The sequence below is a fragment of the Rhodovulum iodosum genome, from assembly GCF_041020385.1.
GTDB classification, from domain to species: domain Bacteria; phylum Pseudomonadota; class Alphaproteobacteria; order Rhodobacterales; family Rhodobacteraceae; genus Rhodovulum; species Rhodovulum iodosum.
In genome coordinates, this window is the sequence record NZ_JBEHHI010000001.1 from 562782 (window position 1) to 589633 (window position 26852).

The window sequence follows — 26852 nt, forward strand, 5'->3', positions numbered from 1 at the left end:
ACAGTATAAAACGCCGCGGGGGCGTCCTGTCCAGCGGCGACAGGGGGGAAGCCATGACCACCAGGCTCATGCTCTGCGACTGCGCGGGCACGCAGCGCTTGGACCGCGAGGCGATTGCGCGGGCCACCGGGCTGGAGTGTTCCGCCGTCCAGTCCGAGCTTTGCGGCGCCCAGGCCGACCGCCTGGCCGCGGCGCTGTCGGATCCCGAGGCAGAGGTGATCGTCGCCTGCGGGCAGGAGGCCGAGACCTTCGCGGCCCTTGCCGAGGAGTTGGGCGTCGGGGCGCCACTGGCGGTCGATATCCGCGACCGCGCCGGGTGGTCCGAGGCCGCACGCGGCGCCACGCCGAAGATCGCGGCGCTTGTGGCCGAGGCGCAGCGGCCCCGCGCCCCGGAAAAGACGGTCGATGTCGGGTCCGAAGGGCTCTGCCTGATCCTCGGGGCGCCGGGCGTGGCGCTGCCCGCGGCCGAGCAGCTGGCCGACGTTTTGTCGGTTACCTGCCTGCTGACCGACACCGCCGAGGTGATCCCGGCGCCGGTCCGGCGGTTCGACGTGGCCGCGGGGCGGCTGCGCAAGGCGCAGGGCGCGTTCGGCGCCTTCACCGTGGTCGTCGACGCGATGCGCCCCGCGCTGCCCTCGGGCCGCGGCGCGCTGGCTTTCGCCGATCCGAAAGACGGCGGCGAATCGGGCTGCGACATCATCCTCGATCTCACGGGCAACCCGCCGCTCTTTCCCTCCCATCACAAGCGCGACGGCTACTTGCGCGCCGATCCCGGCGACCCGCTTGCGGTACAGCGCGCGCTTTTCGCGGCCGCGCAACTGGTCGGCACCTTCGAAAAGACGCTGCATGTCGATCTGCAGCCCAGCCTCTGCGCGCATTCCCGCGCGGGGCAGATCGGCTGCACCCGCTGCCTCGATGCCTGCCCGACCGGGGCGATCCTGCCGGATGGCGACTCCGTCGCCGTCGATCCGGCCATCTGCGCGGGCTGCGGGGCGTGTTCGTCGCTGTGCCCGTCGGGCGCGATCAGCTATGCCGCGCCGCCCGTCGGCGAAACCTTCGACCGGATCCAGACGCTTGCCGCCGCCTATCGCACCGCGGGGGGCGCATCGCCACGCCTGCTGGTGCATGACGACAGCCACGGGCGCGAGATGATCGCGCTCGCGGCCCGGTTCGGGCGCGGCCTGCCTTCCGACGCGATCCCGCTCGGGCTGCCTTCGCTTGCCGCCTTCGGCCATGCCGAGATGATGGCCGCGCTCGCCACCGGCTTCGCCGGCGTCGATCTGCTGCTCTCGCCGGGCTCGGATCGCGACACGCTGGCCGCCGAGACGGCGCTGGCCAATGCGCTGACCGAGGGGCTGGGCGCCGGGGCGGGCCGCGTGGCATTGATCGATGTCGCCGACCCCGACGCCCTGTCGTCCGCGCTTTACGACGCCCAACCGGCGCCGTTGCAGCCAGAGCCGATCCTGCCGTTGGGACAGCGGCGCGACGTGACCCGGCTGGCGGCGCGGGCGCTCGCCCAGGGCCGCGACGTGCCGCCGGTGCCGCTGCCGCAGGGGGCGCCCTACGGCACGGTCGTTCTGGATCAGGACGCCTGCACGCTCTGCCTGTCCTGCGCCGGGCTCTGCCCGCCCGGCGCGCTGGGCGACAATCCCGACCGGCCCGAACTGCGGTTCCGCGAGGATGCCTGCGTGCAATGCGGGCTCTGCGTCACGGTCTGCCCGGAAGACGCGATCCGGCTGGAGCCGCGGCTCGACATCTCCGACGCGGCGCTTTCCCACCGCGTGCTGAAGGAAGAAGAGCCGTTCCACTGCATCGAGTGCGGCAAGCCGTTCGGCGTCAAGTCGACCATCGAGAGGATCGCGGCCAAGCTGGAAGGGAAACACGCGATGTTCACCAATTCCGACAATGCCCGGCTGATCCGCATGTGCGACGATTGCCGGGTGCGGGCGCAGTATCATGGCGACGCCGCGCCGTTCAGCTTCGGCGAAAAGCCCCGGACGCGGACAACCGACGACTACCTCGAAGAGCGCAAGACCCGCAACGAAAGCTGAGCCCGCTCAGCGCGCCTCGACCCCGGGGCCCAGGTCCTTGGGCGGGATCGAGGCGGCGTAGGCCACGATGGCCTGCAGATCCTCGGGCGTGATCTCGACCGGCGCGATATGCGGCGGGCGGGCCGGATCGAACGGGTCGGTCACGCCCTCCACCTGGGTAAAGGAGGGGTGCGGGTTTTCCGCATAGAATCCCTGGAACTTGCGCAGCCAGTCCGGAATCGCGCGCAGCGCGGCGAAAGAGGGGGTGGAGCCGATCCCGGCGAAACGGTTGCGCTCCGACACCACGTGGCAGCGCCCGCAATGCAGGATCGCCAGCTTCTGGCCCGTGTCGGCATCGCCCGAGGGCGGTGCCGGTTCCGGTTCGGCCAGCGCCAGTGCGCCGGGCCGGTAGCGGATGCCGGCGGGCGAGGTGTATTGCGCCACGGTGCGCTGGCCGATTTCGGAGGTCAGCCAGTCGGCGAACCGTGCGGCATGGGTGGCCTGCGCGGCGCCGTCGACGACGAGAACCGCGAAGGCGCCGCCGCGGGATGGGTCTTCGGAAAGGAAGGCGGGCCGCGGGGCGGGGCCGCCGGCGCCCTTGTGGATGCCGCCAACCACGGCCGCGGGCGCAACCAGCGCGTCCGCCGCCGCGGCGGCGGCTGCGAGATCGTCGGCCTGTCCGGCCACGACGGTCACCTTGATCCCGGTCTTCAGCGCGAAGCGCGGCACGAGATGGGCCAAGAGGCCGGTCTGCTCCAGGCGGACATCCGCGGCCAGTGTCATGCTGCGTTCCTGGGCGGCAGCGGTACCCGCGCCGCCGAGGCATGCACAAACAAGACCGCAGAACAGTGTTCTGCGCATCTGCTCCTCCCTTCCCGTTCCGGACGGCCCTTGCCTCGTTGCCGCCCATACTCCAGAAAAGGCCAAAAGCGCCTCCATTTCAATCGAGGCGTGGCAAACCCGGGAGGATCGGTCATGAGCGATGAAGACTTCAACATGTCGATGCGGAAGTTCCTGAAACAGGTCGGCGTGACCTCGCAGCAGGAAATCGAGGCGGCCGTGCGCAAGGCGCAGGAGGCCGGCACCCTTCCGGCCGGAAAGGTCACCGCCCGTATGGTGCTGACCATCGAGGCGCTGGACATGACCCATGTGGTCGAAGGCGACATCGCCATCGGAGACCCCGCTTGAGCCTGACCCGCGAGGCCGTTCTGGAGGTTCTTAAGGGTATCGCGAACCCGGCGACGGGAACCGATCTCGTCGCCTCCGACATGGTGCGGGCCCTGACCGTCGAGGAGGGCCGCGTGCGCTTCGTTCTCGAGATCGCACCCGATCAGGGCGCGGCCATGGAACCGGTGCGCAAACAGGCGCTCGCCGCGCTGGAAGAGATTGCCGGCGCGGGCAATGTCACGGTGGTGCTGACCGCCCATTCCGCGCCGGCCCCGCCCGACCTGAAGGGCGGCGCCCGGCCCGCGGCGGGCCCGCGGAAACCCGAGGGCGTCAATGCGGTGATCGCCATCGCCTCGGGCAAGGGCGGTGTGGGTAAGTCGACCGTGGCCGCCAACCTGGCCGTCGCGCTCGTGGCCGAGGGCAAGAAGGTGGGGCTGCTCGACGCCGATGTCTACGGCCCGTCGCAGCCGCGGATGCTGGGGGTGTCGGGCCGGCCCGCCTCGCCCGACGGCAAGACGATCCTGCCGCTGCGCAACCACGGCGTGACGCTGATGTCGGTGGGGCTGATGACGCAGGAGGACGAGGCCGTGATCTGGCGCGGGCCGATGCTGATGGGCGCGCTGCAGCAGATGCTGGGCCAGGTGAAATGGGGACAGTTGGACGTTTTGCTGGTCGATCTGCCGCCGGGCACCGGCGACGTGCAACTCACCCTGGCGCAGAAGACCGAGTTGGCGGGCGCCATCGTCGTCTCCACCCCGCAGGACATCGCGCTTTTGGACGTGCGCAAGGCGCTGAACATGTTTGAAAAGATGAACACGCCGGTCTTGGGCATGATCGAGAACATGTCGACCTTCATCTGCCCCCATTGCGGGGGCGAGACGCAGATTTTCGGCCATGGCGGCGCGCGCGAGAACGCCGAGCGCCTTGGGGTGCCCTTTCTCGGGGAAATCCCCCTCGATCTCGAGATCCGGCGCGCCGGCGACGGCGGCGCGCCGATCGTCGTGTCGAAACCCGAAAGCCCCGAGGCCCAGGCCTTCCGCGCCATCGCGCGCAAGCTGATCGCCGATGGACTGGTCTGATACCGGCCCGCCCAGCCTGCCGCCCCTGATGACGGGCGAGGCGACGGATGGCGATCCGCTGACGGTGGCCGTGGCCCGGGCCCGCGCCGGCACCGATGCCGGGCTGGTCGTCCACCGCGTGCGGCCCGACCGCCTGTCGGCGGCGCTGGTGCTGGCGCCCGAGGCGCCGCTCGGCGAAGCGATGGCGATGGTGTTCGCCGTCGCCAACGGCTTCGCCGATGCCTTCGGCGCGCTCGCGCCGTCCGAGGTCGCCGTGCATTTCGACTGGCCCGGGGGCATCCGCATCAACGGCGCCCGGTGCGGCGCGATCCGGGCCGCGGCCTCGACCGGCCGGCCGGACGCCGTGCCCGGCTGGCTGGTCATCGGGCTCGACATCCCCATCTTCGCCCCCCGCGACACCGAACCGGGGGAAGACCCCGACCGGACCACCCTTTGGGAAGAAGGCTGCGCCGACATCGTGCCCCTGCGCCTGCTGGAAAGCTGGGCCCGGCACACGCTGGTCTGGATACACGAATGGCTGGAAACGGGGATGGGCCGGCTGCACGAAAGCTGGCGCGGGCGGTTCTACGCGCTGGGGCAGGAGGTGACGGTGGCCCATGACGGCGCGGCGCTGACCGGCCGGGCGCTCGGCCTTGACGAAGGCGGGGGGCTGGTGCTCAAAGTCGGGGGGCAGACGCGGGCCTTGCCGCTGACGGGGATGCTGGAACAGGTCTGATGCAGAAACTTGCCCGCACCATCCGCCTCGACGACAGCGACGCGAACATCTTCGCCCGGCCCGCCGAGAGCGGCGAATGGGCGATCCCCGGCGGGTTCGAGTTTTCCAACTGGAGCGAGGCAGACCTGGCCGGCAAGGCAAGGCAGTCCTTCGCCAATGGGTGGCTCTCGCTGGACAGCTTCGGCCGGGCCACGCTGGTGGCCGTGACCGCCATCGAAGCGGCCGAGCTGGAGGCCGTGACCCGCCGCCTGGCCGAGCATTTCGTGACGATCTATGGCGCGCCGGATGTGGATACGGCCTTGCCGGTGGCGCGAGAGGAACTGGCCTTCATGCAAGAGCTATGCGCCGATCACGACCCGAACGTCCTGCTGCTGGTTCAGCGCGAGCTGACCGGGACCGGTGTGAAGGAGAGCTTTCGCGCGATCACCCCCGCCGAGGCCGAGATAGAACTCGTCGCCATACACGGCGGCCCCGACACGCCCGACGGATCCGTCTAGGCGTTCCAGCGCACGGTGCCAAGCTCGGAGATATCGTAGCCAGGCGTCGCAGCGGCATGGGCACGGAAGCTGTCGGTCCCGCAGAAGGCCAGAAGCCGCTGCAGCGGCGGCTCGAACCAGGCGGCGCGGTCGACCAGCAGATCGAACCGCTCTTCGACGACGGGCACGAAATGCAGGCCGAAAAGCCGGGCGCCCGATTCAAGCCCGAAGGCGATTTCGGCCCCGCCCTGGGCGACCGCGCGCACAGCGTCATCCTCGGTCGGGGCGCTTTCGCAGAAGGACAGGTCGGCGGGGTCCAGGCACTCGGCGGCGAGCAGGTCCTCCAGCATCGCCTGGGTTCCGGTCTCGGGCGGTCGCGGAACGACGGTGCGCCCGACCAGATCGGCGATCGAGCCGATCCTGCCCTTGTCCTCCGGCCGCACCACCAGCCCCTTGCGGCGCCGGGCCCAGGCGACGAGCACCGCGTTCTGGTCGGCGCAGGCCGCGGCGACGCGGGGCAGGTTCCATTCCCCCGACGCGGCATCGCGGATGTGCAGCCCGCTGGCCACGCCCTCAGCGGCGGCAAAGCGCGACAACCCGTCGAGGCTGCCGTCGAATCGCGTGGCCAGGCCGCAGCGGGACTGGCGGATGGCCCAATCGAGCAGGGGGTCATGGCTGCCCAGAAAGATGTCGGGCCGCCGGACGGCCGGGCCGGCGGGGCCGCCGCTGCTGCCGCCGGCGATCCAGGCGCGGATATCGCGCTCGGGAAACAGCAGCTTGCCGGTGACGCGGGACACCGGAACCTCGCCCGAGGCCGCCAGTTCGTAGACCTTGCGCTCCTTGATCCGCAACAGCTCTGCCAGTTCCCGGACGGTCAGGAATTCCGGTGCCGCCCTGTTCTCGTCGACCTCTGTCATGGTCCTGCACATGCTCCCTCGTCCGGCTCTGTGCCGGGGTGCCCGAGTCTTAGTCCAGGCCGGCGGGCCGGTCCATGGCCGGCAACGCGGCCCCCCGCGCGGCCCGTCACAGCGCCCGATCCCGCGGGCGGCGGCGTCCAACGAGCGCGGCGCGCGCGGCCTCGGCCACAGCGCCGACGACCAGACCGGCGAAGGGGTTGAGCAGGACGGTCGCAGCGGCGGTCGCAGCGATGACCGGGCGGCAAGAGGGCCGGCAGTCGATCAGGCGCCGGCTTGCCGCCAGTTGTACGGCCGTCACCATCAGCAAGGCCCCAAGGGCCGCGGCCGGAACGCTTGCGATCAGAGCCATGCCCCAGCCCCCGGGCAGCAGCGCCAGGCCCAGAAGCGTCGCCCCAAGGAGCAGCGGCGCCCCGCCGGTGCGGGCGCCGAAGCGGTAATGCGCCGCCACCCCGCCCGCGCCATGGCACATCGGAAGCGCGCCGAGGGGGGCGAGCGCAAGGTTCGCAAGTCCCGATGTCAGGCACAGGCGCCGGGGCGTGACCCGGGCCGCCCGCTCGCCGTGCAGATCCTGCGCGACGAGGGCGGTAAGCAAAATCGCGTTGGTCAGGGTCAGCGAAAGCTGCGGCAGGGCAAGGGCGCCGACGCCCAGCCGCACCGCGTCGAGCCCCGGCCAGGAGGGCGCGGTCCACGGCGCGCCGGTCCCCTCCGGCATGTCCACGCCGGGCAGGCCGGCCGCCCACCCAACGGCAACGGCAAGCCCCAGAAAAACAAGCGTCGCAGGCAGCCGCCGCGCAGCGATCAGCAGCGCCAGAAGCGACAGCGCCAGGACGGAAACGAGCGGGGTATCCCCCATCAGGCGCAGCGCCACCAGCGCAAGCGCGATGCCCAGCCCGAGTTGCAGGCCGGCGAGCACCGAGTGCGGCACCAGCCGGCCCAGACGGTCGATCCATCCGGTAGCGCCCAAAACCAGCAACACGGCGCCGACGGCGACCCCGGCCACCGCCACCGACCCCGCCGAGACCTCATGCGCCAGCAGCACCGCTGCCACGGCTTTCATCGGTTGTACCGGCACCGGCACCCGGTAAACCAGCGCGGTTGCGATGTAGAAGACGCCGAAGCCCAGCAGGACCGGCGTGGCGGCCAGCCCTCCGACGGCGACCGCCCCGATCACCAGCGGCAGCAGCGTGCCCAGGTCGCCGAACGCGCCGCTGGTCTCGTGCAGGTCGAAGGCGAAGCTTCGGTCCAATCCCGTCCCTCCCTGCCCTGGATGGTATCGGCACCGGACCCGTGCTGTCGAGCGGTGCCGGGTCGGTCCGGGCGGCCTGCCAAACCGGGCCGGGCCCCTCTTGCGATGTTGCATTTTACGCCCTACCCTTCCGATGTCCGGAAAATCTGCATCTGGGAGGAAATTATGCAGGATTTCGGCGAGGCCGTTGGGATGGCCGTTTCACTTGTTGCATCGGGTGATGGTGATCTTATCGAGATCGTCCTGCTGTCGCTCAGGGTCAGCCTGACCGCGACGGCCCTGTCCTGCGTCGTCGGCCTGCTGCTGGGCGCGGTGCTGGCCGTGACGCGGTTTCGTGGCCGGCAGGCGGTGATCGTTGCGGTCAACGCGCTGATGGGTCTGCCGCCGGTGGTGGTGGGGCTGTTGGTCTACCTGCACCTCTCGCGCGCGGGGCCGCTGGGCTTTCTCGGGCTTCTTTATACCCCGACCGCGATGATCATCGCGCAGACCCTCCTGATCACGCCCATCGTGACCGCCCTGTCGCGCCAGGTGCTGGAAGACCTGCACAGCGAATATGCCGAACAGTTCCGATCGTTTTGCCTGTCGCGGGGACAGATCGTTCGGGCGCTTTTGTGGGATGCGCGCTACTCGTTGCTCACCGTCGCCCTTGCGGGCTTTGGCCGCGCCATTGCCGAGGTGGGCGCGGTCATCATCGTCGGCGGCAATATCGACCACCTGACGCGCGTCATGACCACGGCCATCGCGCTCGAGACCTCGAAGGGCGACCTTGCGCTTGCGCTGGCGCTGGGCCTCGTCCTGATGGCCATCGCGCTTGCGGTGAATGTCGTGGTGCAGGGGGTGCGGCTGACGGCCGTGCGGCATGCCTATGCATGAGGCCGCCCTCCGCTCGGCACCGATGGCCGCACCGGCCGCCGCATCCGGCCCGTCCCTGGTGCCGCTAAAGGTGCGCGGCCTCGGCCTCGCGCTCGGCGGAAAGCAGCTGATCTCGGGCCTGGACCTGACGATCGGAGGCCAGGGCATCACCATGGTCATGGGGCCGAACGGGGCCGGCAAGAGCCTGCTCCTGCGCCTCTTGCACGGGCTGATCGCCCCGAGCGCGGGCAGGATTTGCTGGGGCGGACACCCGATGTCGGCATCGGTGACGCGCCGCCAGGCGCTGGTCTTTCAAAAACCCGTCCTGTTGCGCCGGTCGGTGGCGGCCAATGTCGATTTCGTGCTGCGGGCGCGCAAGGGCGACGCCCGCCAGCGCGATGCGCTACTGGACCGTGTCGGGCTGTCGGACAAGGCGGGACAGGCCGCACGGCTCTTGTCGGGCGGCGAGCAGCAGCGCGTCGCCCTCGCCCGGGCCCTGGCGACCGGACCGGAGGTTTTGCTCCTCGACGAGCCGACCGCAAGCCTCGACCCGACCTCGGTTCATCTGTTCGAGTCCATCATCCGCGACACCGCCCGGCAGGGCGTGCGGGTGATCTTCGTGAGCCACGATGTCGGACAGGCACGGCGCATGGCCGACGATGTCGTATTCCTGCATCGCGGCCGGGTGGTCGAACACAAGCCCGCCAAGGGCTTTTTCGACCAACCCGATACGGAACTGGCGCGCGCGCATCTCGCCGGCCGCCTCGTGATGTGACCGCAAGAAGGGAGAAGACACCTTGAGAACCCGCCAGACAGTGCTTGCGACAGCCATCGCCCTCGTGGCCCTCGCCCTGCCGGCCCATGCGAAGGATGGCGCGATCCTGGTGCAGTCGACGACCTCGACCGCGAATTCGGGCCTTTACGACTATCTTCTGCCGATGTTTCAGGACAAGACCGGGATACGGGTCAACGTGGTCGCCGTGGGCACCGGCCAGGCAATCAAGAATGCCACGAACTGCGACGGCGACGTCCTCTTGGTGCATGCGAAACCCGCCGAGGAGGCATTCGTGGCCGAGGGCGGCGGGGTCGCCCGGACCGACCTGATGTACAACGATTTCGTGATCGTTGGCCCCGCCGACGATCCGGCCGGCGTGGGCGGCATGACGGATGTAGAGGCCGCGTTGGACAAGATCGCCGGGTCGGGCGCCCTCTTCGCCTCCCGCGGCGACGATTCCGGCACTCACAAGAAGGAACGCGCGCTCTGGGCCGAGGCCGGCATCGACCCGACAACCGCCTCGGGCGGCTGGTATCGCGAAACCGGGTCGGGCATGGGCGCAACGCTGAATACCGGGATCGGGATGGGCGCCTACGTGATGACCGACCGCGCGACCTGGATCAGCTTCGCAAACAAGCAGGACTACGAAATCCAGGTGCAGGGCGACGAGGATCTCTTCAACCAATACGGCGTGATCCTCGTGAACCCCGAGAAATGCCCAAGCGTGAATGCCGAAGGCGGACAAGCCTTCATCGACTGGCTGTTGTCCGCCGAAGGCCAAGCTGCGATCGCGGATTACAGGGTTGCCGAACAGCAGCTATTCTTCCCGAACGCACCGCAATGAGGTCTCGCTCAGGCGGTGTCTGACCTATCCTGACGAGAGGTCCGGGGCATCACGGGGGACGCTGTCGCCGCCGGAAATCCATTCTTTCCGAATGGAAATTAACGTGCCCGCGGCCGGACTCGAACCGGCACGGCGCGATGCCTAGGGATTTTAAGTCCCCTGTGTCTACCACTTCCACCACGCGGGCGCGGCGCGGACGATAGCCGGGGGCGGCGGGGAAGGAAAGCGGCGCGGCGGGCCTAAAGCTTTTGCCCGGGCTCGGGCAGCAGCATCGCGCGTTCGGGGATCCAGGGGTGGCGGCGCACCGCCTCGCGCAGGGCGGCCTGGCCCTCGTCCACCCGCCCCATATGCATCAACACCAGCGCCTGGCCGATCAGCGCGCCCAGATGGTCCGGGTTGCGGTCGAGCGCCTGCTCGATGTTGTCGAGCGCGGGTGCGTGGTCCTGGCGCAGGAAATGAACGAAGGCGCGCTGGTTGTAGCCCTCGGCATAGTCCGGGCAATAGTCCACCAGCGCGTCGAGCGCCTTCATCGCGCCGGCAAAGTCATAGGACGCGCGGCGGTCCATCCCCTCGTCGAGCAATTCCTGCGCATAGGTGTCGGGCGCGTCGGTCCACAGCTCCCACATCCGCGCCGTCAGCGGGCGGGCGGCGGTCTCGTCGGGCGCCGCGCGTGCCTGCGCCAAGAGGTCCTGGACTTCCGCGGAATGGTCGGGCGCTGGCGGGCAGGTCTCGGCCAGGGCCGGCGCGGCGAGGCAGCAAAGGGCGAGGATCAGACGCATGACACCAGCCTGCCACAGCCGCGGCTCCGGTCAATTCACGTTTGCGACGGCGCTGTCCTTGACCGCCTCCATCGCCACGTAGGTCGAGCTGTTGGCGACGTGGGGCAGCGCCGAGATGCGTTCGGCCATCACCTCGCGGTAGCGGGCCATGTCTGCGGTGCGCACCTTCAGCAGGTAATCGAACCCGCCGGCGATCATGTGGCATTCCTCGACCTCAGGGATCGCGCGCACCGCGGCGTTGAATGCCGAAAGCGCCGCCTCGCGGGTATCGTTCAGCCTGAGTTCGACGAAGGCGACGTGGTCGAGCCCCAGCCGCACCGGGTCGATCAGCGCGCGGTAGCCGGCGACGACGCCCTCGGCCTCCAGCCGCCTCAGCCGCGCCTGGGTTGGGGTCTTCGACAGCCCGATCCGCCGGGCGAGCTCGGCAATGCTGATCCGGCCCTCGGTCGAGAGGACATGCAGAATCGCGCGGTCGAAGCGATCGAGGGCCGGAAGTTCGTTCGGCATATAAAACCTTTCCGATTTGGGCTTTTCGGCTTCGAAATCGATCATATCGGATCAAACCAACTTCGAATACATCTGTATACTGCCTCAAACGCAAGGAGGCCCGCCATGTCCCCCGACACGATGCTCGCCGCGATCGAGAACGAAACCTATGCCGACGAGGGCCAGGTGCTGGCCCGGCTGATCGACGACGCCGCGCTCGCCCCCGAGGCCCGCGCGCGCATCGCCGTCGGTGCCGCCGATCTGGTGCGCGCCATCCGCGAGACCGACCAGCCCGGCCTGATGGAGGTGTTTCTGGCCGAATACGGCCTCTCGACCGAAGAGGGCATCGCGCTGATGTGCCTGGCCGAGGCGCTGCTGCGCGTGCCCGATGCCGAAACGATGGACGCGCTGATCGAGGACAAGATCGCGCCCAGCGACTGGGGGCGGCACCTGGGCAAATCCGCCTCGCCGCTGGTCAATGCCTCGACCTGGGCGCTGATGCTGACCGGGCGCGTGCTGGAAAAGCCCGAGCCGGGGCTGGCCTCCACGCTCCGCGGCGCGGTCAAGCGGCTGGGCGAGCCGGTGATCCGCACCGCCGTGGGCCGGGCGATGCGCGAGATGGGCCGGCAATTCGTGCTTGGCGAGACGATCCAGGCGGCGATGGACCGCGCCAGCGGCATGGAGGCCAAGGGATACACCTATTCCTACGACATGCTGGGCGAGGCCGCGCGCACCATGGCCGACGCAGACCGTTACATGGCCGCCTACAGCGCCGCCATCGCGGAAATCGGCACCGCCGCCACCTCGGGCGACGTCCGGTCGAACCCGGGCATCTCGGTCAAGCTCTCGGCGCTGCATCCGCGCTACGAGGTGGCCCAGCGCGGGCGGGTGATGGACGCGTTGGCCCCACGCCTTTTGGTGCTTGCGCTTCAGGCCAAGGAGGCCGGCATGGGCCTGAACGTGGACGCGGAAGAGGCCGACCGGCTGAGCCTGTCGCTGGAGGTGATCGCCCGGGTGGTGCGCGACCCCCGCCTCGCCGGCTGGGACGGGTTCGGCGTGGTGGTGCAGGCCTATGGGCAGCGCGCGGGCCAGGTGATCGACTGGCTCTACCGCCTCGCCGAAGAGGAAGACCGCCGCTTCATGGTGCGCCTCGTGAAGGGCGCCTACTGGGACACCGAGATCAAGCGCGCGCAGGTCGAGGGCGTCGACGGCTTCCCGGTTTTCACCCGCAAGGCGGCGACCGATGTCAGCTATCTTGCCAACGCGCGCAAGCTGTTGGGCATGACCGACCGGCTCTACCCGCAATTCGCCACCCATAACGCCCATAGCGTCACGGCGATCCTCCAGATGGGCGCGGACCGCGACGCCTTCGAGTTCCAGCGCCTGCACGGCATGGGCGAGACGCTGCACGACCTGGTGATGCGGCGCGAGACCGGCAGCCGCTGCCGCATCTACGCGCCGGTCGGCGCCCATCGCGACCTCTTGGCCTACCTCGTGCGGCGCCTGCTGGAAAACGGCGCCAACAGCTCTTTCGTCAACCAGATCGTCGACGAGGCGGTGCCGCCCGAAGAGGTCGCAGCCGACCCCTTTGCCGAGATCGAGGCGCATCTTGGCGCGCCCGAACACCCCGCCATCCGCCGCGCGCCGGCACTGTTCGGTCCCGGCCGGCGCAATTCCAGGGGCTGGGATCTGGCCCACGGCCCCCACCTGGACGAGATCGAGGCCGCCCGCGCGCCGCATCGCGCGGCGCGGTTCGACGCCGCGCCGCTGATCGCCGGCACGGCGCAGCCCGAGACCGCGAAAGAGGTGGAAAACCCCGCCGACCCGTCCGACATCGTGGGCCATGTCGCCCACGCCTCGCCCGCCGATGTCGAGGCCGCGCTGGCCGCCGCGCGCCGGTGGGAGGCCCCGGCCGCCGAGCGGGCGGAAACCCTGCGCCGCGCCGCCGATCTTTACGAGGACGCGTTCGGCCCGATCTTCGCGATCGTGGCCCGCGAGGCCGGCAAGTCCCTGCCCGACGCCGTGGGCGAGCTGCGCGAGGCGGTGGATTTCCTGCGCTTTTACGCGGACGAGGGCGAAGCCGCCGACCGCCCCGCGCGCGGGCTCTTTGCCTGCATCTCGCCGTGGAACTTTCCGCTGGCGATCTTTACCGGCCAGATCGCGGCGGCGCTGGCGGCGGGCAACGGGGTGCTGGCCAAACCCGCCGAACAGACGCCGCTGATCGCGCATTTCGCGGTCGGGCTGCTGCATCGCGCCGGGGTGCCGCGCAGCGCGCTGCAACTGCTGCCCGGCGACGGGCCCACGGTGGGCGCCGCGCTGACCTCGGACGCCCGCATTGACGGGGTCGCCTTCACCGGCTCGACCGACACCGCCCAGGCGATCCGACGGGCGATGGCCGATACGATGGCGCCGGGGACGCCGCTGATCGCCGAGACCGGGGGCCTGAACGCGATGATCGTGGACAGCACCGCCCTGCCCGAGCAAGCAGTGCGCGACATCCTGGCCTCGGCCTTTCAGTCCGCCGGTCAACGTTGCTCGGCGTTGCGCTGTCTCTATGTGCAGGAAGACATCGCCGAGGGGTTTCAAAAAATGCTTTTCGGCGCGATGGCCGAGCTGACGCCGGGCGATCCGTGGTCGCTTTCAACCGATACCGGCCCGCTGATCGACGCCGACGCCAAGGCCCAGATCGCCGCTTATGTCGAGGCGGCCCGCGGCGAAGGCCGCGTGCTGTGGCAGGGCGAGGTGCCCGCCGCGGGGCATTTCCTGGCCCCCGTCGCGGTCCGTGTCGGCGGGATCGAGGATCTCGACCGCGAGGTGTTCGGCCCCGTCCTGCACATCGCCACCTACCGCGCCGAGGCGCTGGACACCGTGATCGACGCGATCAACGCCAAGGGCTATGGGCTGACCTTCGGCCTGCACAGCCGCATCGACGACCGGGTACAGCACGTCGCCGAGCGGCTCAAGGTCGGCAACCTCTACGTCAACCGCAACCAGATCGGGGCCATCGTGGGCAGCCAGCCTTTCGGCGGCGAGGGGCTGTCGGGCACCGGGCCCAAGGCGGGCGGGCCCGATTACCTGGCGCGCTTTACCGCCGGGGCGCCCGAGACGGTCAACGCCGCGTCCGAGGGCCAGGCCCGGCCCAGCGCCGTGCAGGCCGCGCTCGACGCGGCGGCGGGCGAGGTCCGGCTCGATGCGCTGCCCCTGCCGGGGCCCACGGGCGAGTCGAACCGGCTCAGCCGGTTTACCCGCCCGCCGCTTCTGTGCCTTGGTCCCGGCCGCGACGCGGCAGACCGGCAGCGCGCGGCGGTCGAGGCGCTGGGCGGGCGCGGCGTGGCGGTGCACGGCGCCCTGCCCCCCGAGGCGCTGAGCACGCTCACCGGCCTTGGCGGCGCGCTATGGTGGGGCGACGCCGAAACGGGTCGCGCCTGCGAACGGGCCCTCGCCCGCCGCGACGGGCCGATCCTGCCGCTCATCACCGAGGCGCCCGACGCGGGCCGCGTGCGGCTGGAGCGGCACCTGTGCATCGACACCACCGCCTCGGGCGGCAACGCGGCGCTCCTGGCCGAGGTCGGTTCCGCTTGACCGGGGGGGCAGAGGGGCTAGCCTAACCCCATGTTTCCAATCCGCGATCACAACCCCTCGTCCAAAACGCCCTATGTCACGCTCGCGCTGATCGCTGCCAACGTGCTGATCTTCGCCAGCTATTTTCCGATGTTCTCCGACCCCGCGCGGCTGAACGCCTTTTTCTACGATTGGGCGCTGATCCCCGCGGCGGTCTCGGACGGCCAGATGGTGCACGGGCTCTTCACCTCGATGTTTCTGCATGGCGGGCTGATGCACCTGGCCGGCAACATGCTGTTCTTATGGATCTTCGGCGACAACCTGGAAGAGGCGCTGGGCCATGCCGGCTTTTTGCTGTTCTACCTGGCCGGCGGCCTGGCGGCGGGGCTGGCGCAATTCGCGGCCGAGCCGATGTCGGCGGTGCCCACGGTCGGCGCCTCGGGGGCCATTGCAGGGGTGATGGGCGGCTACCTGCTGCTCTTTCCCAAGGCGCGGGTCGACATCCTGTTGATCATCGTGATCATCTTCCGGGTGATCCCGGTGCCCGCCTGGCTGATGCTGGGGGTCTGGTTCGTGCTGCAGGTCGTGCTGGGCGCAGCCGCGGGCCCGCAGGAAGGGGGCGTGGCCTATTGGGCCCACGCGGGCGGCTTTGCCGCGGGGATGCTGTTCATCCTGCCGGTCTGGCTGAGGCTTGGCGGCCCGGCCTATTGGGCGCGCAACCACGGCCACCCGCCGCATCCAGAGGTCGTCTATCGCCGCACGCCGATTCCGCGGGTGCGCCGGCGCTAGGGGCACCCTGGCCCTGAACCCGTCATGAAATCCGAAGGCAGCACGCGGCCTGGCGCTTGGCCGCCCTAGCGGCGCCGAGCGCCGTAGGGGTCACGGTCTCGGGTGCGGCGACCGCGGTCGCCATTGTTGTCGCGGACGTCGTCACTGCGGCCCCGGCTATCGCCACCACCGCTTCCGCTGCCACTGCCGCTTCCGCTGCCACTGCCGCTTCCGCTGCCGCTGCCGCTGCCGCCACCGCCGCCGCTACCGCTGCCACTGCCGCCGCCACCGCTTCCGCTGCCGCCGCCGCTTCCGCTTCCGCTTCCGCTTCCGCTTCCACTGCCGCTGCCGCTTCCGCTTCCGCTTCCACCGCCGCCGCTTCCACCGCCACCGCTTCCACCGCCACCGCCGCTTCCGCCGCCGCTGCCGTCCCCATCCCGACCGGGTGCGGGCGCACCCGGCTCGATGGCCGCAATGGTGTCTGCGGTATCCTGCGCCAGGTCTGCCGTGCCGCCCTGGACGAACGTTATCGCCGCAAGGCCGAGCGTGACGCTGGCCGCGGTCAGCACGATCCAGTCGAGGACGGCCGCACCGCTCTCGTCGTGCTGAAAGGCGCGAAACGGCGCCCGGATATGACCAAACAGTGTCATATCGTTAAAGTTGCAGAAGATTGTGGCGATTGCCCGACGCGCAAGCGGTGATTACGTGCCGCGGATCACGGCCGCGAAATTGTCGTAGATGGCCGGGTTGGCGACCAGAACGTCGCCATGTTCCAGCGGGTCGTGGCCTTCGCGGACCGGGCCGACAAGGCCGCCGGCCTCGCGCACCAGGATCAGGCCGCCGGCGATGTCCCAGGCGTTGAGCTCGCGTTCCCAGTAGCCGTCGTAGCGCCCGGCGGCCACATAGGCCAGATCGAGCGCGGCCGATCCCCAGCGCCGGACGCCCGCGCATTGGGGCATCAGCCGCCCGAGATCGTGCAACGTGGCCGGAAGGGTCTTCTTGGCGCCGAAGGGCACGCCAGTGGCAAAGATCGCCTCGATCATCTTCGACCGGCCCGAGACGCGCAGGCGGGTGTCGTTCATCCAGGCGCCCGCGCCCTTTTCGGCGACGAACATCTCGTCCTTGGCCGCGTCGAAGACGACGCCCGCAACGATCTCGCCCTTGTGTTCCAGCCCGATGGAGACCGCCCAATGGGGCAGGCCGTGCAGGAAGTTGGTGGTGCCGTCCAGCGGATCGACGATCCAGCGCCGTGTCGGGTCTTCGCCGTCCGCGCCGCCGGTCTCTTCGCCCAGCCAGCCGTAATTGGGCCGCGCGCCGCGCAACTCGTCCTTGAGGATCGTCTCGGCGGCCGTGTCGGCACGGCTGACGAAATCGCCCGCCCCCTTCATCGAGACCTGCAGGTTCTCGACCTCGCGGAAATCCTTGACCAGGCTGCGGCCCGCCTTGCGCGCGGCCTTGATCATGATGTTGAGATTGGCACTGCCTTGCATGGGGGACTCCTTGCTTGAGGCGGGCCTTACACGCGCCGGGGGGCGGTGCCAAGGGGCAAGGGGTGGGCGGGTCAGCGCCGGCCCATGAAATGGCGCCGCAGCACCGGCGCCGAACAGCTGATACCAGCCAAGACCCTCTTCGACCCCAGCTTTGCGCCAACGCCAACAAAAACGCCAGCCCAGCGGGACGGGCCGGCACCGGCCCGGCGCCTTCGGCTTTTTCCCGGGCCAGCGGCCCCGATCAATTTCTGAAAGGAGCGCTGAAATATGTTGAAGGAGCTATCCTGGACATAGCCGATCCGTGAAGAAGCCCTTTCCCCTCAAGCCCTTTGCAGCTTCACCGGTTCGCTGCGGGCCAGGCGGATGAAATGCGCCATGAACGCCTTGCCGGCATCCTCGGCGCGGGTGGCGGCGTACATCCGGCGGGTCAGCCCGCCCTCGGTCAGCGGCCGCACCGCGAGGTCGGTATCGCCGCGGGCCTCGCGCACCACCCAGTCGGGCAGCACCGTCACGCCGCGGCCCGAGGCTACCAGCATCAGGATCACCGCGGTCAGCTCGACCGGCCGCACCGCGCGCGGCTCGACCCGGGCGGGGTCGAGAAGCATCTTGAAGACATCCAGCCGCGCGCGGTCCACCGGGTAGGCGATGAGCGTCTGGTCGGCCAGGTCCTCGGCCTCGATCACGCGTTTTTTCGCCAGCGGGTGGGTTGCCGCGCAGACGAAGACCGGCTCGTAATCGAAAAGCGGCGCGAAGCTGACGCCGTCGATCTCTTCGGGGTCGGACGAGATTACCAGGTCGACCTCTTCGCGCATCAGTGCCGGCAGCGCGTCGAAGGACAGGCCCGCGCGGATGTCGACATCGATCTCTGGCCAGGCCTTGCGGAAGACGTCGAGCACCGGCAACAACCAGTCGTAGCAGGCGTGGCATTCCAGCGCGATATGCAGCCGCCCGGACTTGCCGGCCTTCATCGCCTCGAATTCCTGCTGCATCGCCTCGACTTCGGGCAGCACCCGCTCGGCCAGGCGCAGCAGTTTCTGGCCCGCCGGAGACAGCTTCAGCGGCTTGGTGCGGCGCAGGAACAGCTCCAGCCCGACCTGTTCTTCCAGACCCTTGACCTGGTGTGACAGCGCCGACTGGGTGATGTGCAGCCGCTCGGCCGCGCGGGCCAGCCCGCCGGTGTCATGGATCGCCTTGATCGTTCGCAAGTGGCGCAGTTCCAGATGCATATTGTCGCGATCTTCATATTCTTGTTGAGAACTATGAGTTTGTTTCACATGTTCTCCTGTGCGACAAGCTGCGAAACCCGAGAACCCGGAGCATTCCCCATGTCCGCCCCCCGCGTGTCCTTCGAATTCTTCCCGCCGCAATCGCTTGAGGCGAGCTTTCGCCTGTGGGAGACCGTGCAGGCGCTTTCTGCGCTGAAACCGGAGTTCGTGTCGGTCACCTACGGCGCGGGCGGCACCACCCGCAAGCTGACCCATGACGCGGTCGAGACGATCCACAAGCATTACAAGCTGAACGTCGCCGCGCACCTGACCTGCGTCGATGCCAGCCGCGCCGAGACGATGGAGATCGTCAAGTCCTACGCCGAGGCCGGCGTGACCGAGATCGTGGCGCTCCGCGGCGACCCGCCCAAGGGGCAGGGCAGCTTCACCCCCCATCCCGATGGCTTTTCCAATTCCTGCGAGCTGGTCGAGGCCCTTGCCGAGACCGGCAAGTTCAAAATCCGCGTGGGCGCCTATCCCGACCCCCACCCCGAGGCGCGGGCCAAGGGCGACGATGTCCGCTGGCTGAAGCGCAAGTTCGAGGCCGGGGCCGATTCGGCCATTACGCAGTTCTTCTTCGAGGCCGAGACGTTCTTCCGCTTTCGGGACGCCTGCGAGAAAGAGGGGATCGACGGCTCCAGGATTATCCCCGGCGTCCTGCCGATCGAGAAATGGGGCGGCGTGCGCCGCTTTGCCGAGGGCTGCGGCGCGCATATCCCGGACTGGCTGGACGATGCCTTTGAAAAGGCCAAGCGCGACGGACGCGAGACGCTCTTGGGCACGGCGATCGCCACAGAGCTATGCTCCGAGCTGATGGCCGGCGGCGTGCAGGATTTCCACTTCTACACGCTGAACAAGCCGGGGCTGACCCGCGACATCTGCCACGCGCTGGGCGTGCAGCCCGAGGCGCATCTGGAAAAGGTCGCCTGAGCTTGCACTGTCCCCGCCGCACGCGATAGGCGGCAGGCATGACCGAGACACCCGAAAGCTTCGACCGCGACCGGCTGATCCGTCTCAGCGGGCTTGAATACCTCACCGCCATGCTGGGGGGCGAGATCGCGCCGCCGCCGATCTGGGGATTGATGGGCATCGCGCTGATCGGCGTCGCACCGGGCGAGGCGACCTTTCGCGCCTGCCCGCGCCCCGAACACGGCAACGTCACCGGGACGACCCATGGCGGCTGGTACGGCACGCTGCTGGATGCGGCGATGGGCTGCGCGGTGATGACCGAGGTGCCCGCCGGCGCCTACCACGCCACGCTGGAATACAAGATCAACATCGCCCGCGTGGCGCGCCCCGGGCTGGAGGTCGAGGCGGTGGGCCGCGTGCAGCATGGCGGGCGGCGCACCGGCGTGGCCGTGGCAGAGGTGCGCGGGGCGAATGACGGAAAGCTCTACGCCGGCGGCTCGACCACCTGCCTGATCATGACAGGCTGAGCGGCTGCGGCCCGGCCGCCTGCCCCGCAAGCGGCAACCCATCGGCCCCCGGCGCCCCGAGCGCGGTTTCGTGCAGCGCCTCGGACGGGTCCTGCCCCACCACCCGGGGACGGCGCAGCAGGAAAAGCTTGCCCCAGCCCCGGGTGGTGCCCACCGAGGGCGCGTTCGGATCGCAGGGGAACCGGTCGCGCCAGCCCTCGGGCAGCGGCAGACCGCACTCTTCCATCCGCTCCAGCATCCAGACCAGCGGGATATGCGCCAGCGGCAGTGCCTCGGTCAGCCCGCCGAGATGCCCGCCCACATCGCCGTGGCAGCCGCGGAACCAGACCTGTTGGACATGGCCCTGCCAGCCCGGCGGGCAGTGCCAGAGCACCGGCTCGAACACCTCCCGCGTCTCGTTGAGCGCCAGCGCGTGATAGCCATGGCGCACGACCGGCGACAGTTCATGGTTGTGAAAGGCGTGGCGTTCCTCGGTGAGCATCCACAACAGCGGCAGCCGCAGGCCCAGCGCCTTGACCGTGTCCCAGGCGCCCAGCATCTCGACCTCGGCCAGCGGGTGGCAGTAACGCTCGGAAAAGACCTTTGCGGCAGGGGATTGCGCCTGGGATTCGTAATGACGATAGGCGGTCAGCACGTTGCGCTCGGTCGCCTCTTCGGCGCGCAAGAGGCCCACCCGGTCGATCACGCCGGCGAGCGAGCGCACCGCGTAGCCGCCGCGCGAATACCCGATCAGGAAGATGCGGTCGCCGGGGCGGTAGCGCGAGGCCAGATAGCCGTAGGCGCGGCGGATCTGACGGTTGATCCCGCGGCCCGCGGCCACGTAATGGGTGCGTTGCCAATCGGGCCACTGGATGCCCGGCTCGTAATAGATCGACACCGGCGCGGCGGCGGGCAAGTCGCATAACAGCTTGTAGGTGCGGCCCACATGGGTTTCGTTCCCGGGTTCGAGCGACGAGAGCGTACCGTCGAGCAGGATCACATGGTTGAGCGCCTTGCGGCCGGCACGCCTGGCCCGTGCCGCCCCTGAGCTGGGGCGGCGCAGCCAGTGAGTGATCCGCTCATTCAGCCGCAATATCCCTCCCGTTCAGCATCGCCCACACCCGGTTGGGCGTGAACGGCATGTCGGCCTGGCGTATGCCCCGGTCCCACAGCGCGTCGAGCACCGCGTTGCCCACGGCGGCCAGCGCCCCCACGGTGCCGGCCTCGCCGCAGCCCTTCATGCCAAGCGGGTTGGCGGTCGAGGGCACGGGCTCTGTGGTGAACGTTACCATAGGAATATCGTCCGCCCGAGGCATCGCGTAGTCCATGAACGTTGCCGTGAGCAATTGGCCATACTCGTCATAGCCCACGCGTTCGCAGATCGCCTGGCCGATGCCCTGGGCGACGCCGCCATGCACCTGCCCCTCGGCCAGCATCGGGTTCATCAGGTTCCCGAAATCGTCGGTGACGGTGTATCTGACGACCCGCGTCACGCCGGTCTCGGGGTCGATTTCCACCTCGGCCACGTGGGCCCCGTTGGGAAAGGACCGGCCCGGCAGGGTGTATTCGCCCTTGTGCCTGAGCAATTCCTCGCGGCCCTTGGCGCGGGCCATCTGGGCGGCCTCGGCCAGCGTTGGCGTCAGGTTGGAGCCCGACGCGCGGAAAGTGCCGTCCTCAAAGCCCACGGCGCCCTCGTCGACGCCCATCTCGCCGGCCACGAAGGGGGTGAAGGCGGCCACCATCTTTTCCACCGTGGCCAGAGTCGCGTTCGATTGGGTCGTGACCGAACGCGACCCGCCGGTACCGCCGCCCTTGGCGATCAGGTCGCTGTCGCCCTGGATCACGCGGATCTTGTCGACGGAAATGCCCGACTGGTCGGACAGGAACTGGGCATAGACCGTCTCGTGCCCCTGCCCGTTCGACTGGGTCCCGACATAAAGGTTGACGGTGCCGTCCTCGCAGAACTCGACCTCGGCGCCCTCGGTCGGATCGCCCAGGATCGACTCGATGTAATAGCAAAGGCCGAGGCCCCGCAGCCTGCCTTGCGCCTCGCTCTGGTCGCGGCGCGCGGCAAAGCCCGCGATATCGGCCGCCTCGCGCACCCGGTCGAGGACGCGGGGAAAATCGCCCACGTCGTAGAGCTCGCCCGACTGGGTCTTGTAGGGAAAGGCGTCCGCCGCGATGAAGTTCTTGCGGCGCAACTCCCAGGCATCGACCCCCAGCTCGCGCGCGGCCATGTCCATGGCGCGTTCCAGCACGTAGATCGCCTCGGGGCGTCCCGCGCCGCGATACGCATCGACCTGGGTGGTGTTGGTGAAAATACCCTTGGCGGCGACGAACGCCGCCCGGATGTCGTAGGGCCCGGTCAGCACCCGCGAGAACAGTTGCGACTGGATCGGCTGGGCAAACTCGGAATTGTAGGCGCCGAGGTTGGACAGCGTCGTGACGCGGTAGCCGGTGATCCTGTGATCGGCGTCAAAGGCAAGCTCGGCCACCGACACCAGATCGCGCCCGGCATTGTCGGTCAGCATCGCCTCGGTCCGTTCCGACATCCAGCGCACCGGGCGGTCCAGCACCCGCGCGGCGTGGGAGATGACGTAATATTCCGGGTAGGTCATCCCCTTCATGCCAAAACCGCCGCCCACATCCGGCGTGGTCACGCGCACCGCCTCTTCTGGCAGGTGCAGCATCGCGGCAAGCTTGGTCTTCTGCCCCCAAACGCCCTGCCCGTTGACGCAAAGATGCAGCCGGTCGCCATCCCATTCCGCCCAGGCGCCGCGGGGTTCCATCGAATTGACGATGATCCGGTTGTCGGGCACCTCCAGCCGCACGGTGCGGGCGGCCGCGGCAAAGACCGCGTTCACCGCCTCCTCGTCGCCCAGCGCCCAGTCGTAGGCCAGGTTGCCGGGCGCCTCGGGGTGGATTTCGAACCCTCCTTCGGCGAGGTCCAGATGCGGCTCAAGTTCCTCGAAATCAAAGCCGATCGCCTCGGCCGCGTCGCGCGCCTGGTCCAGCGTTTCGGCCACCACCATCGCCACCGGCTCACCAACGAAGCGCACCCTGCCGCGCGCCAGAAGCGGGCGTTCGGGCGCCGCACCGCGGCTGCCGTCGCGGTTCTTGACCACGGTGGCCTTCATGTTCAGATCGACGCCGGCCTCTTCCAGGTCGGCCGCGATCAACACCAGATGCACGCCGGGCATCTGCCGCGCCTCGGACACATCGAGCCCGGTGATCTCGGCATGGGCCACGGGCGAGCGCAGCACGTGGGCGAAAAGCGCGCCCTCGGGCGCGGTGTCGTCCACGAACTGCCCGTGCCCGGTCAGCAGCCGCACGTCCTCGAACCGTTTCACCGTCTGGCTCTGCCCGAATTTCGTGTCCATGCCGCCCTCGCGCTTTGGTTCCCTGCGGCGCAGGGTAGCGGCCCGCGCCGTGCTGTCCAGCCCCGGGGCGTTCGGTGCGTGCGGGCAGCCGCCCATGGGCGCCCTGCCCTACCGGCGGACGGGACGCCGGGCCGGTGGCAGAGGGTCAACGGTTGGCGATAGCCCCTTGTAGACATCGGCGGCCGCGCACTGACCCCGCGCGCAACCAATGCAAAGCCGCCGCGCAGCGCCTCGCCGCAGGCAGGCGCCACGCGGCTACCGGTGCGCTCTGCCGATAAGGCCGGTCCGTCCCGCAAATTGCCGGCGCTCGGGACAGTGACGCCGGAACCCGAGAGAAGGGGCCATCGCCGCCGTGGCTCAATCTCGCCGGGGGTTGGCCTCGGCCCCCCCTTTCGCTAGATCACCCGGCAACGCCCTTACGATGCAGGATGCCCCCGATGCCGATGGAAAAGACCTTTAACGCTGCCGAGGCCGAGGCGCGGCTCTACGACGCCTGGGAAAAGGCCGGCTGCTTCAAGGCCGGGGCCAACGCCTCGCGCCCCGAAACCTTTTGCATCATGATCCCGCCGCCCAACGTGACGGGCAGCCTGCATATGGGCCACGCGTTCAACAACACGCTGCAGGACATCCTTGTCCGCTGGCACCGGATGCGGGGTTTCGACACGCTGTGGCAGCCGGGGCAGGACCACGCCGGGATCGCCACGCAAATGGTCGTGGAGCGTGAACTGGCGAAAGAGGGCAAGTCCCGCCGAGATTTCACCCGCGAAGAGTTCCTGGCCAAGGTCTGGGAGTGGAAGGGCCAGTCCGGCGGCACCATCATCAACCAGCTCAAACGCCTTGGCGCCTCCTGCGACTGGTCGCGCAACGCCTTCACCATGTCCGGCGCCCCGAACGCGCCCGCGGGCGAGGAGGGCAATTTCCACGATGCCGTCATCAAGGTCTTCGTGGACATGTACGACAAGGGCTACATCTACCGCGGCAAGCGGCTGGTGAACTGGGACCCGCATTTCGAGACCGCGATTTCGGACCTCGAGGTCGAACAGGTCGAGGTCGACGGCCACATGTGGCGCCTGCGCTATGCGCTGGAGAACGGCGAGACCTACGAACACCCCGTCGAGTGGGATGAGGACGGCAATCCAACGGCCCATGAGACGCGCGATTACCTCGTCGTCGCCACCACGCGCCCCGAAACCATGCTGGGCGACACCGGCGTCGCCGTGCACCCCGACGACCCCCGCTACAGGCACCTGATCGGCAAGACCGTCCGCCTGCCGCTTTGCGGGCGCTCCATCCCCATCGTGGCCGACGAATACGCCGACCCGGAAAAGGGCACCGGCGCGGTCAAGATCACCCCCGCCCATGACTTCAACGACTGGGAAGTTGGCCAACGCACCAACCTGCGCGCCATCAACGTGATGACCACCCGCGCCGCGATGTTCCTCAAGGACAACCCCGAGTTCGCCGAGGGCTGCGACCCCGACCTGGTGGCCAAGGCCATCGAGCGGCTCGACGGCATCGACCGCTACGAGGCGCGCGAGGCGATCATCAACGAGGCGACCGATGACGGCTGGCTCGACGGTATCGACAGCGACCGCCACATGGTCCCCCATGGCGACCGGTCCAAGACCGCCATCGAACCCTACCTCACCGACCAGTGGTTCGTGGACACCGCCAAGATCGTCGGCCCCGCGCTGGACGCCGTCCGCAAGGGCGAGACGAAAATCCTGCCCGAGCAGCACGAAAAGGTCTATTTCCACTGGCTGGAAAACATCGAGCCCTGGTGCATCAGCCGCCAGCTCTGGTGGGGGCACCAGATTCCGGTTTGGTACGGGCCGCCGCTCGCAAGCAAGGAGCTGAGCCAAAGGTCGTATGATCTTATTGCCCAAATGGATGCGGCGGAAATCGAGAAAGATAAGGCGAAACAGGATGAAATCTGGTCTGAACTGGACCAAGTCCTACGCCAGTTGGAAACACAAGAAACGATCTTATTCTGCGCGTCCAGCGAGAACGAAGTCCAAAAGCAAGCGGAAAAATTCTACGGCTGTCCGGTCACAATTGACTGGGGTGGAAGCGATATTGCTGATCTTTCGACGCAGCAACGCTACCGTCTTGGAAATCGCCAGTCCGGTGGTTGGTATAAGTCTGGTAACTCGCAGTCGGTCGATGTCGTCAACTTGGAACGCGACCCCGACGTCCTCGACACCTGGTTCTCCTCCGGTCTCTGGCCCATCGGCACGCTTGGCTGGCCCGAGCAGACGGACGAACTCAACAAATACTTCCCCACCGATGTCCTGATCACCGGCTTCGACATCATCTTCTTCTGGGTCGCCCGGATGATGATGATGCAGCTGGCCGTGGTCGACCGGATCCCGTTCCACACCGTCTATGTCCACGCCCTCGTCCGCGACGAGAAGGGCAAGAAGATGTCGAAGTCGCTGGGCAACGTGCTTGACCCGCTGGAACTGATCGAGGAGTACGGGGCGGACGCGGTGCGCTTTACGCTGACGTCCATGGCCGCGATGGGCCGCGACCTGAAGCTGTCGACCCAGCGCATCGCCGGCTACCGCAATTTCGGCACCAAGCTTTGGAACGCCGCGCGCTTTGCCGAGATGAACGGCGTGTTCGAGGGCTACGCCCGCGATGGCACGGTCCCGCAGCCGACCGAGACGGTGAATAAATGGATCGTCGGCGAAACCGCCCGCGTCCGGCAAACCGTCGACGAGGCGCTGGCGGCCTATCGCTTCAACGACGCGGCGAACGCGCTTTACGCCTTCGTCTGGGGCAAGGTCTGCGACTGGTACGTGGAATTCTCCAAGCCGCTGCTCTTGGACGGGTCCGAGGCAGAAAGGGCCGAGACGCGGGCCACCATGGCCTGGGTCATCGACCAGTGCCTGATCCTGCTGCACCCGATGATGCCGTTCATCACCGAGGAACTCTGGGGCACGCTGGGCACGCGGCCCAAGATGCTCGTCCATGCCGACTGGCCCACCTACGGGCCCGAGTTGGTGGACCCGGCCGCCGACCGCGAGATGAACTGGGTGATCGGCCTGATCGAGGAAATCCGCTCGGCCCGCGCGCAGATGCACGTGCCTGCGGGGCTGCACGTGCCGGTTTTGCAGACCGGGCTGGACGCGGCCGGCCGCGATGCCTGGGCCCGCAACGAGGCGCTGGTCAAGCGGCTGGCGCGGGTCGAGAGCCTGACAGAGGTCGACACGCTGCCCAAGGGCTGCGTGACCATCGCGGTGGAGGGCGGCACCTTTGCCCTGCCCTTGGCCGACATCATCGACGTGGGCGAGGAAAAGGCCCGGCTGGAGAAGACCCTGGCCAAGCTGGAGAAAGAGCTTGGCGGACTCACCGGGCGGCTGAAAAACCCGAAATTCGTGGAAAGCGCCCCCGAAGAGGTGGTCGAGGAAACCCGCGACCTCGCGGCCGCGAAGACCGACGAGGCCGCCAAGCTGCGCACCGCGCTGGAAAGGCTGGCGGAGCTGGCCTGAGGGCCAGCCAGAACGCCCCGCCGGCGGGGCCATCCCGCCGCGCCTTGGCCGAGCGTCCCGCGGGCCGGGCAGCCCTACCGGGCACGCCGCCGGCCCGGTTGGTCCGCGCGCGC

General features: G+C 68.9%; 23 protein-coding genes and 1 tRNA gene. 13 read left to right on the top strand and 11 right to left on the bottom strand.

What is annotated here, in order from left to right; all coding sequences use genetic code 11:
- The first annotated feature begins 53 nt into the window (after positions 1–53).
- On the top strand, positions 54–2051 hold the full coding sequence (locus Ga0609869_RS02735; protein ID WP_125408020.1) for a 4Fe-4S binding protein: 1998 nt from the start codon (positions 54–56) through the stop codon (positions 2049–2051).
- Between the two features lie 6 nt (positions 2052–2057).
- Here the strand turns inward: Ga0609869_RS02735 and Ga0609869_RS02740 are convergent, their stop codons facing one another.
- The gene (locus tag Ga0609869_RS02740) at positions 2058–2813 is read right to left on the bottom strand and encodes a c-type cytochrome (protein ID WP_125408018.1); all 756 of its coding nucleotides are present in this window, start codon (positions 2811–2813) and stop codon (positions 2058–2060) included.
- 192 nt (positions 2814–3005) lie between these two features.
- On the opposite strand from Ga0609869_RS02740, the gene Ga0609869_RS02745 reads away from it, so the two are divergent.
- Genes Ga0609869_RS02745 through Ga0609869_RS02760 form a run of 4 tightly spaced genes read left to right on the top strand, consistent with a single transcriptional unit; the run spans position 3006 to position 5488 of the window.
- Positions 3006–3218, top strand: coding sequence for a DUF6494 family protein (locus Ga0609869_RS02745; RefSeq protein WP_125408016.1), 213 nt, complete (start codon positions 3006–3008; stop codon positions 3216–3218).
- Complete coding sequence (locus Ga0609869_RS02750; RefSeq protein WP_125408014.1) at positions 3215–4276, top strand: Mrp/NBP35 family ATP-binding protein; 1062 nt, start codon at positions 3215–3217, stop codon at positions 4274–4276. Before Ga0609869_RS02745 ends, Ga0609869_RS02750 begins: the two co-directional genes overlap by 4 nt.
- Positions 4263–4991 (top strand): biotin/lipoate--protein ligase family protein, encoded by a 729-nt coding sequence (locus Ga0609869_RS02755; protein WP_125408012.1) that lies wholly within the window; start codon positions 4263–4265, stop codon positions 4989–4991. The genes Ga0609869_RS02750 and Ga0609869_RS02755 overlap by 14 nt, the downstream gene beginning before the upstream one ends.
- Entirely contained in the window at positions 4991–5488 is a 498-nt protein-coding gene (locus Ga0609869_RS02760; protein WP_125408010.1) for a DUF6505 family protein, read from the top strand. The genes Ga0609869_RS02755 and Ga0609869_RS02760 overlap by 1 nt, the downstream gene beginning before the upstream one ends.
- Here the strand turns inward: Ga0609869_RS02760 and Ga0609869_RS02765 are convergent.
- Both Ga0609869_RS02765 and Ga0609869_RS02770 read right to left on the bottom strand, forming a co-directional pair.
- The gene (locus Ga0609869_RS02765) at positions 5485–6384 is read right to left on the bottom strand and encodes a substrate-binding domain-containing protein (RefSeq protein WP_125408008.1); all 900 of its coding nucleotides are present in this window, start codon (positions 6382–6384) and stop codon (positions 5485–5487) included. The genes Ga0609869_RS02760 and Ga0609869_RS02765 overlap by 4 nt on opposite strands.
- Before the next feature lie 106 nt (positions 6385–6490).
- On the bottom strand, positions 6491–7630 hold the full coding sequence (locus Ga0609869_RS02770) for a putative sulfate/molybdate transporter (RefSeq protein WP_245972385.1): 1140 nt from the start codon (positions 7628–7630) through the stop codon (positions 6491–6493).
- A gap of 165 nt (positions 7631–7795) precedes the next feature.
- Here Ga0609869_RS02770 and Ga0609869_RS02775 point away from each other — a divergent pair, with 165 nt between their 5' ends.
- Genes Ga0609869_RS02775 through Ga0609869_RS02785 form a run of 3 tightly spaced genes read left to right on the top strand, consistent with a single transcriptional unit; the run spans position 7796 to position 10101 of the window.
- Entirely contained in the window at positions 7796–8503 is a 708-nt protein-coding gene (locus Ga0609869_RS02775; RefSeq protein ID WP_125408004.1) for an ABC transporter permease, read from the top strand.
- A gap of 22 nt (positions 8504–8525) precedes the next feature.
- Positions 8526–9257, top strand: coding sequence for an ATP-binding cassette domain-containing protein (locus Ga0609869_RS02780; protein WP_245972383.1), 732 nt, complete (start codon positions 8526–8528; stop codon positions 9255–9257).
- 22 nt (positions 9258–9279) lie between these two features.
- Entirely contained in the window at positions 9280–10101 is an 822-nt protein-coding gene (locus Ga0609869_RS02785) for an ABC transporter substrate-binding protein (RefSeq protein WP_438826857.1), read from the top strand.
- A 104-nt stretch (positions 10102–10205) separates the two neighbouring features.
- Here the strand turns inward: Ga0609869_RS02785 and Ga0609869_RS02790 are convergent.
- From Ga0609869_RS02790 to Ga0609869_RS02800, 3 genes are all read right to left on the bottom strand, one after another.
- Positions 10206–10288: transfer RNA gene (locus Ga0609869_RS02790), tRNA-Leu, on the bottom strand.
- A gap of 52 nt (positions 10289–10340) precedes the next feature.
- Entirely contained in the window at positions 10341–10880 is a 540-nt protein-coding gene (locus Ga0609869_RS02795; RefSeq protein WP_125408002.1) for a tetratricopeptide repeat protein, read from the bottom strand.
- A 30-nt stretch (positions 10881–10910) separates the two neighbouring features.
- A complete protein-coding gene (locus tag Ga0609869_RS02800) occupies positions 10911–11387 on the bottom strand; it encodes an Lrp/AsnC family transcriptional regulator (RefSeq protein WP_125408000.1) in 477 nt (158 codons plus the stop codon).
- A gap of 105 nt (positions 11388–11492) precedes the next feature.
- Between Ga0609869_RS02800 and putA the strand changes: the two genes are divergently transcribed.
- Entirely contained in the window at positions 11493–14948 is a 3456-nt protein-coding gene (gene putA / locus Ga0609869_RS02805) for a bifunctional proline dehydrogenase/L-glutamate gamma-semialdehyde dehydrogenase PutA (protein ID WP_125407998.1), read from the top strand.
- A gap of 30 nt (positions 14949–14978) precedes the next feature.
- The gene (locus tag Ga0609869_RS02810) at positions 14979–15716 is read left to right on the top strand and encodes a rhomboid family intramembrane serine protease (protein ID WP_125407996.1); all 738 of its coding nucleotides are present in this window, start codon (positions 14979–14981) and stop codon (positions 15714–15716) included.
- A 22-nt stretch (positions 15717–15738) separates the two neighbouring features.
- Here the strand turns inward: Ga0609869_RS02810 and Ga0609869_RS02815 are convergent, their stop codons facing one another.
- From Ga0609869_RS02815 to Ga0609869_RS02825, 3 genes are all read right to left on the bottom strand, one after another.
- Entirely contained in the window at positions 15739–16101 is a 363-nt protein-coding gene (locus tag Ga0609869_RS02815; RefSeq protein WP_369022831.1) for a hypothetical protein, read from the bottom strand.
- A 295-nt stretch (positions 16102–16396) separates the two neighbouring features.
- Positions 16397–17185, bottom strand: a complete 789-nt coding sequence (locus Ga0609869_RS02820; RefSeq protein WP_125407994.1) for an inositol monophosphatase family protein — start codon at positions 17183–17185, stop codon at positions 16397–16399.
- Positions 17186–17505: 320 nt separating this feature from the next.
- Positions 17506–18411 (bottom strand): LysR family transcriptional regulator, encoded by a 906-nt coding sequence (locus tag Ga0609869_RS02825; protein ID WP_125407992.1) that lies wholly within the window; start codon positions 18409–18411, stop codon positions 17506–17508.
- Between the two features lie 99 nt (positions 18412–18510).
- On the opposite strand from Ga0609869_RS02825, the gene metF reads away from it, so the two are divergent.
- Together metF and Ga0609869_RS02835 are read left to right on the top strand one after the other, a co-directional pair.
- Complete coding sequence (gene metF, locus Ga0609869_RS02830) at positions 18511–19380, top strand: methylenetetrahydrofolate reductase [NAD(P)H] (protein WP_125407990.1); 870 nt, start codon at positions 18511–18513, stop codon at positions 19378–19380.
- Between the two features lie 38 nt (positions 19381–19418).
- On the top strand, positions 19419–19886 hold the full coding sequence (locus Ga0609869_RS02835) for a PaaI family thioesterase (protein ID WP_125407988.1): 468 nt from the start codon (positions 19419–19421) through the stop codon (positions 19884–19886).
- Here the strand turns inward: Ga0609869_RS02835 and Ga0609869_RS02840 are convergent.
- Entirely contained in the window at positions 19873–20958 is a 1086-nt protein-coding gene (locus tag Ga0609869_RS02840) for a T6SS phospholipase effector Tle1-like catalytic domain-containing protein (RefSeq protein WP_438826858.1), read from the bottom strand. The genes Ga0609869_RS02835 and Ga0609869_RS02840 overlap by 14 nt on opposite strands.
- Entirely contained in the window at positions 20945–23245 is a 2301-nt protein-coding gene (locus Ga0609869_RS02845; RefSeq protein WP_125407986.1) for a xanthine dehydrogenase family protein molybdopterin-binding subunit, read from the bottom strand. Before Ga0609869_RS02845 ends, Ga0609869_RS02840 begins: the two co-directional genes overlap by 14 nt.
- Positions 23246–23682: 437 nt before the next feature.
- Between Ga0609869_RS02845 and Ga0609869_RS02850 the strand changes: the two genes are divergently transcribed.
- Positions 23683–26739, top strand: a complete 3057-nt coding sequence (locus tag Ga0609869_RS02850) for a valine--tRNA ligase (RefSeq protein ID WP_125407984.1) — start codon at positions 23683–23685, stop codon at positions 26737–26739.
- The last annotated feature ends 113 nt before the right edge of the window (positions 26740–26852 follow it).

Bases quoted from the DNA above. Each gene is read 5' to 3' on its own strand.
- Ga0609869_RS02745 (WP_125408016.1), top strand. From the start codon at position 3,006: ATGAGCGATGAAGACTTCAACATGTCGATGCGGAAGTTCCTGAAACAG.
- Ga0609869_RS02755 (WP_125408012.1), top strand. From the start codon at position 4,263: ATGGACTGGTCTGATACCGGCCCGCCCAGCCTGCCGCCCCTGATGACG.
- Ga0609869_RS02810 (WP_125407996.1), top strand. From the start codon at position 14,979: ATGTTTCCAATCCGCGATCACAACCCCTCGTCCAAAACGCCCTATGTC.
- Ga0609869_RS02800 (WP_125408000.1), bottom strand. From the start codon at position 11,387: ATGCCGAACGAACTTCCGGCCCTCGATCGCTTCGACCGCGCGATTCTG.
- Ga0609869_RS02735 (WP_125408020.1), top strand. From the start codon at position 54: ATGACCACCAGGCTCATGCTCTGCGACTGCGCGGGCACGCAGCGCTTG.
- Ga0609869_RS02850 (WP_125407984.1), top strand. From the start codon at position 23,683: ATGCCGATGGAAAAGACCTTTAACGCTGCCGAGGCCGAGGCGCGGCTC.
- Ga0609869_RS02795 (WP_125408002.1), bottom strand. From the start codon at position 10,880: ATGCGTCTGATCCTCGCCCTTTGCTGCCTCGCCGCGCCGGCCCTGGCC.
- Ga0609869_RS02845 (WP_125407986.1), bottom strand. From the start codon at position 23,245: ATGGACACGAAATTCGGGCAGAGCCAGACGGTGAAACGGTTCGAGGAC.
- Ga0609869_RS02740 (WP_125408018.1), bottom strand. From the start codon at position 2,813: ATGACACTGGCCGCGGATGTCCGCCTGGAGCAGACCGGCCTCTTGGCC.
- Ga0609869_RS02835 (WP_125407988.1), top strand. From the start codon at position 19,419: ATGACCGAGACACCCGAAAGCTTCGACCGCGACCGGCTGATCCGTCTC.
- putA (WP_125407998.1), top strand. From the start codon at position 11,493: ATGTCCCCCGACACGATGCTCGCCGCGATCGAGAACGAAACCTATGCC.
- Ga0609869_RS02825 (WP_125407992.1), bottom strand. From the start codon at position 18,411: ATGCATCTGGAACTGCGCCACTTGCGAACGATCAAGGCGATCCATGAC.
- Ga0609869_RS02780 (WP_245972383.1), top strand. From the start codon at position 8,526: ATGGCCGCACCGGCCGCCGCATCCGGCCCGTCCCTGGTGCCGCTAAAG.
- Ga0609869_RS02760 (WP_125408010.1), top strand. From the start codon at position 4,991: ATGCAGAAACTTGCCCGCACCATCCGCCTCGACGACAGCGACGCGAAC.
- metF (WP_125407990.1), top strand. From the start codon at position 18,511: ATGTCCGCCCCCCGCGTGTCCTTCGAATTCTTCCCGCCGCAATCGCTT.
- Ga0609869_RS02765 (WP_125408008.1), bottom strand. From the start codon at position 6,384: ATGACAGAGGTCGACGAGAACAGGGCGGCACCGGAATTCCTGACCGTC.
- Ga0609869_RS02820 (WP_125407994.1), bottom strand. From the start codon at position 17,185: ATGCAAGGCAGTGCCAATCTCAACATCATGATCAAGGCCGCGCGCAAG.
- Ga0609869_RS02775 (WP_125408004.1), top strand. From the start codon at position 7,796: ATGCAGGATTTCGGCGAGGCCGTTGGGATGGCCGTTTCACTTGTTGCA.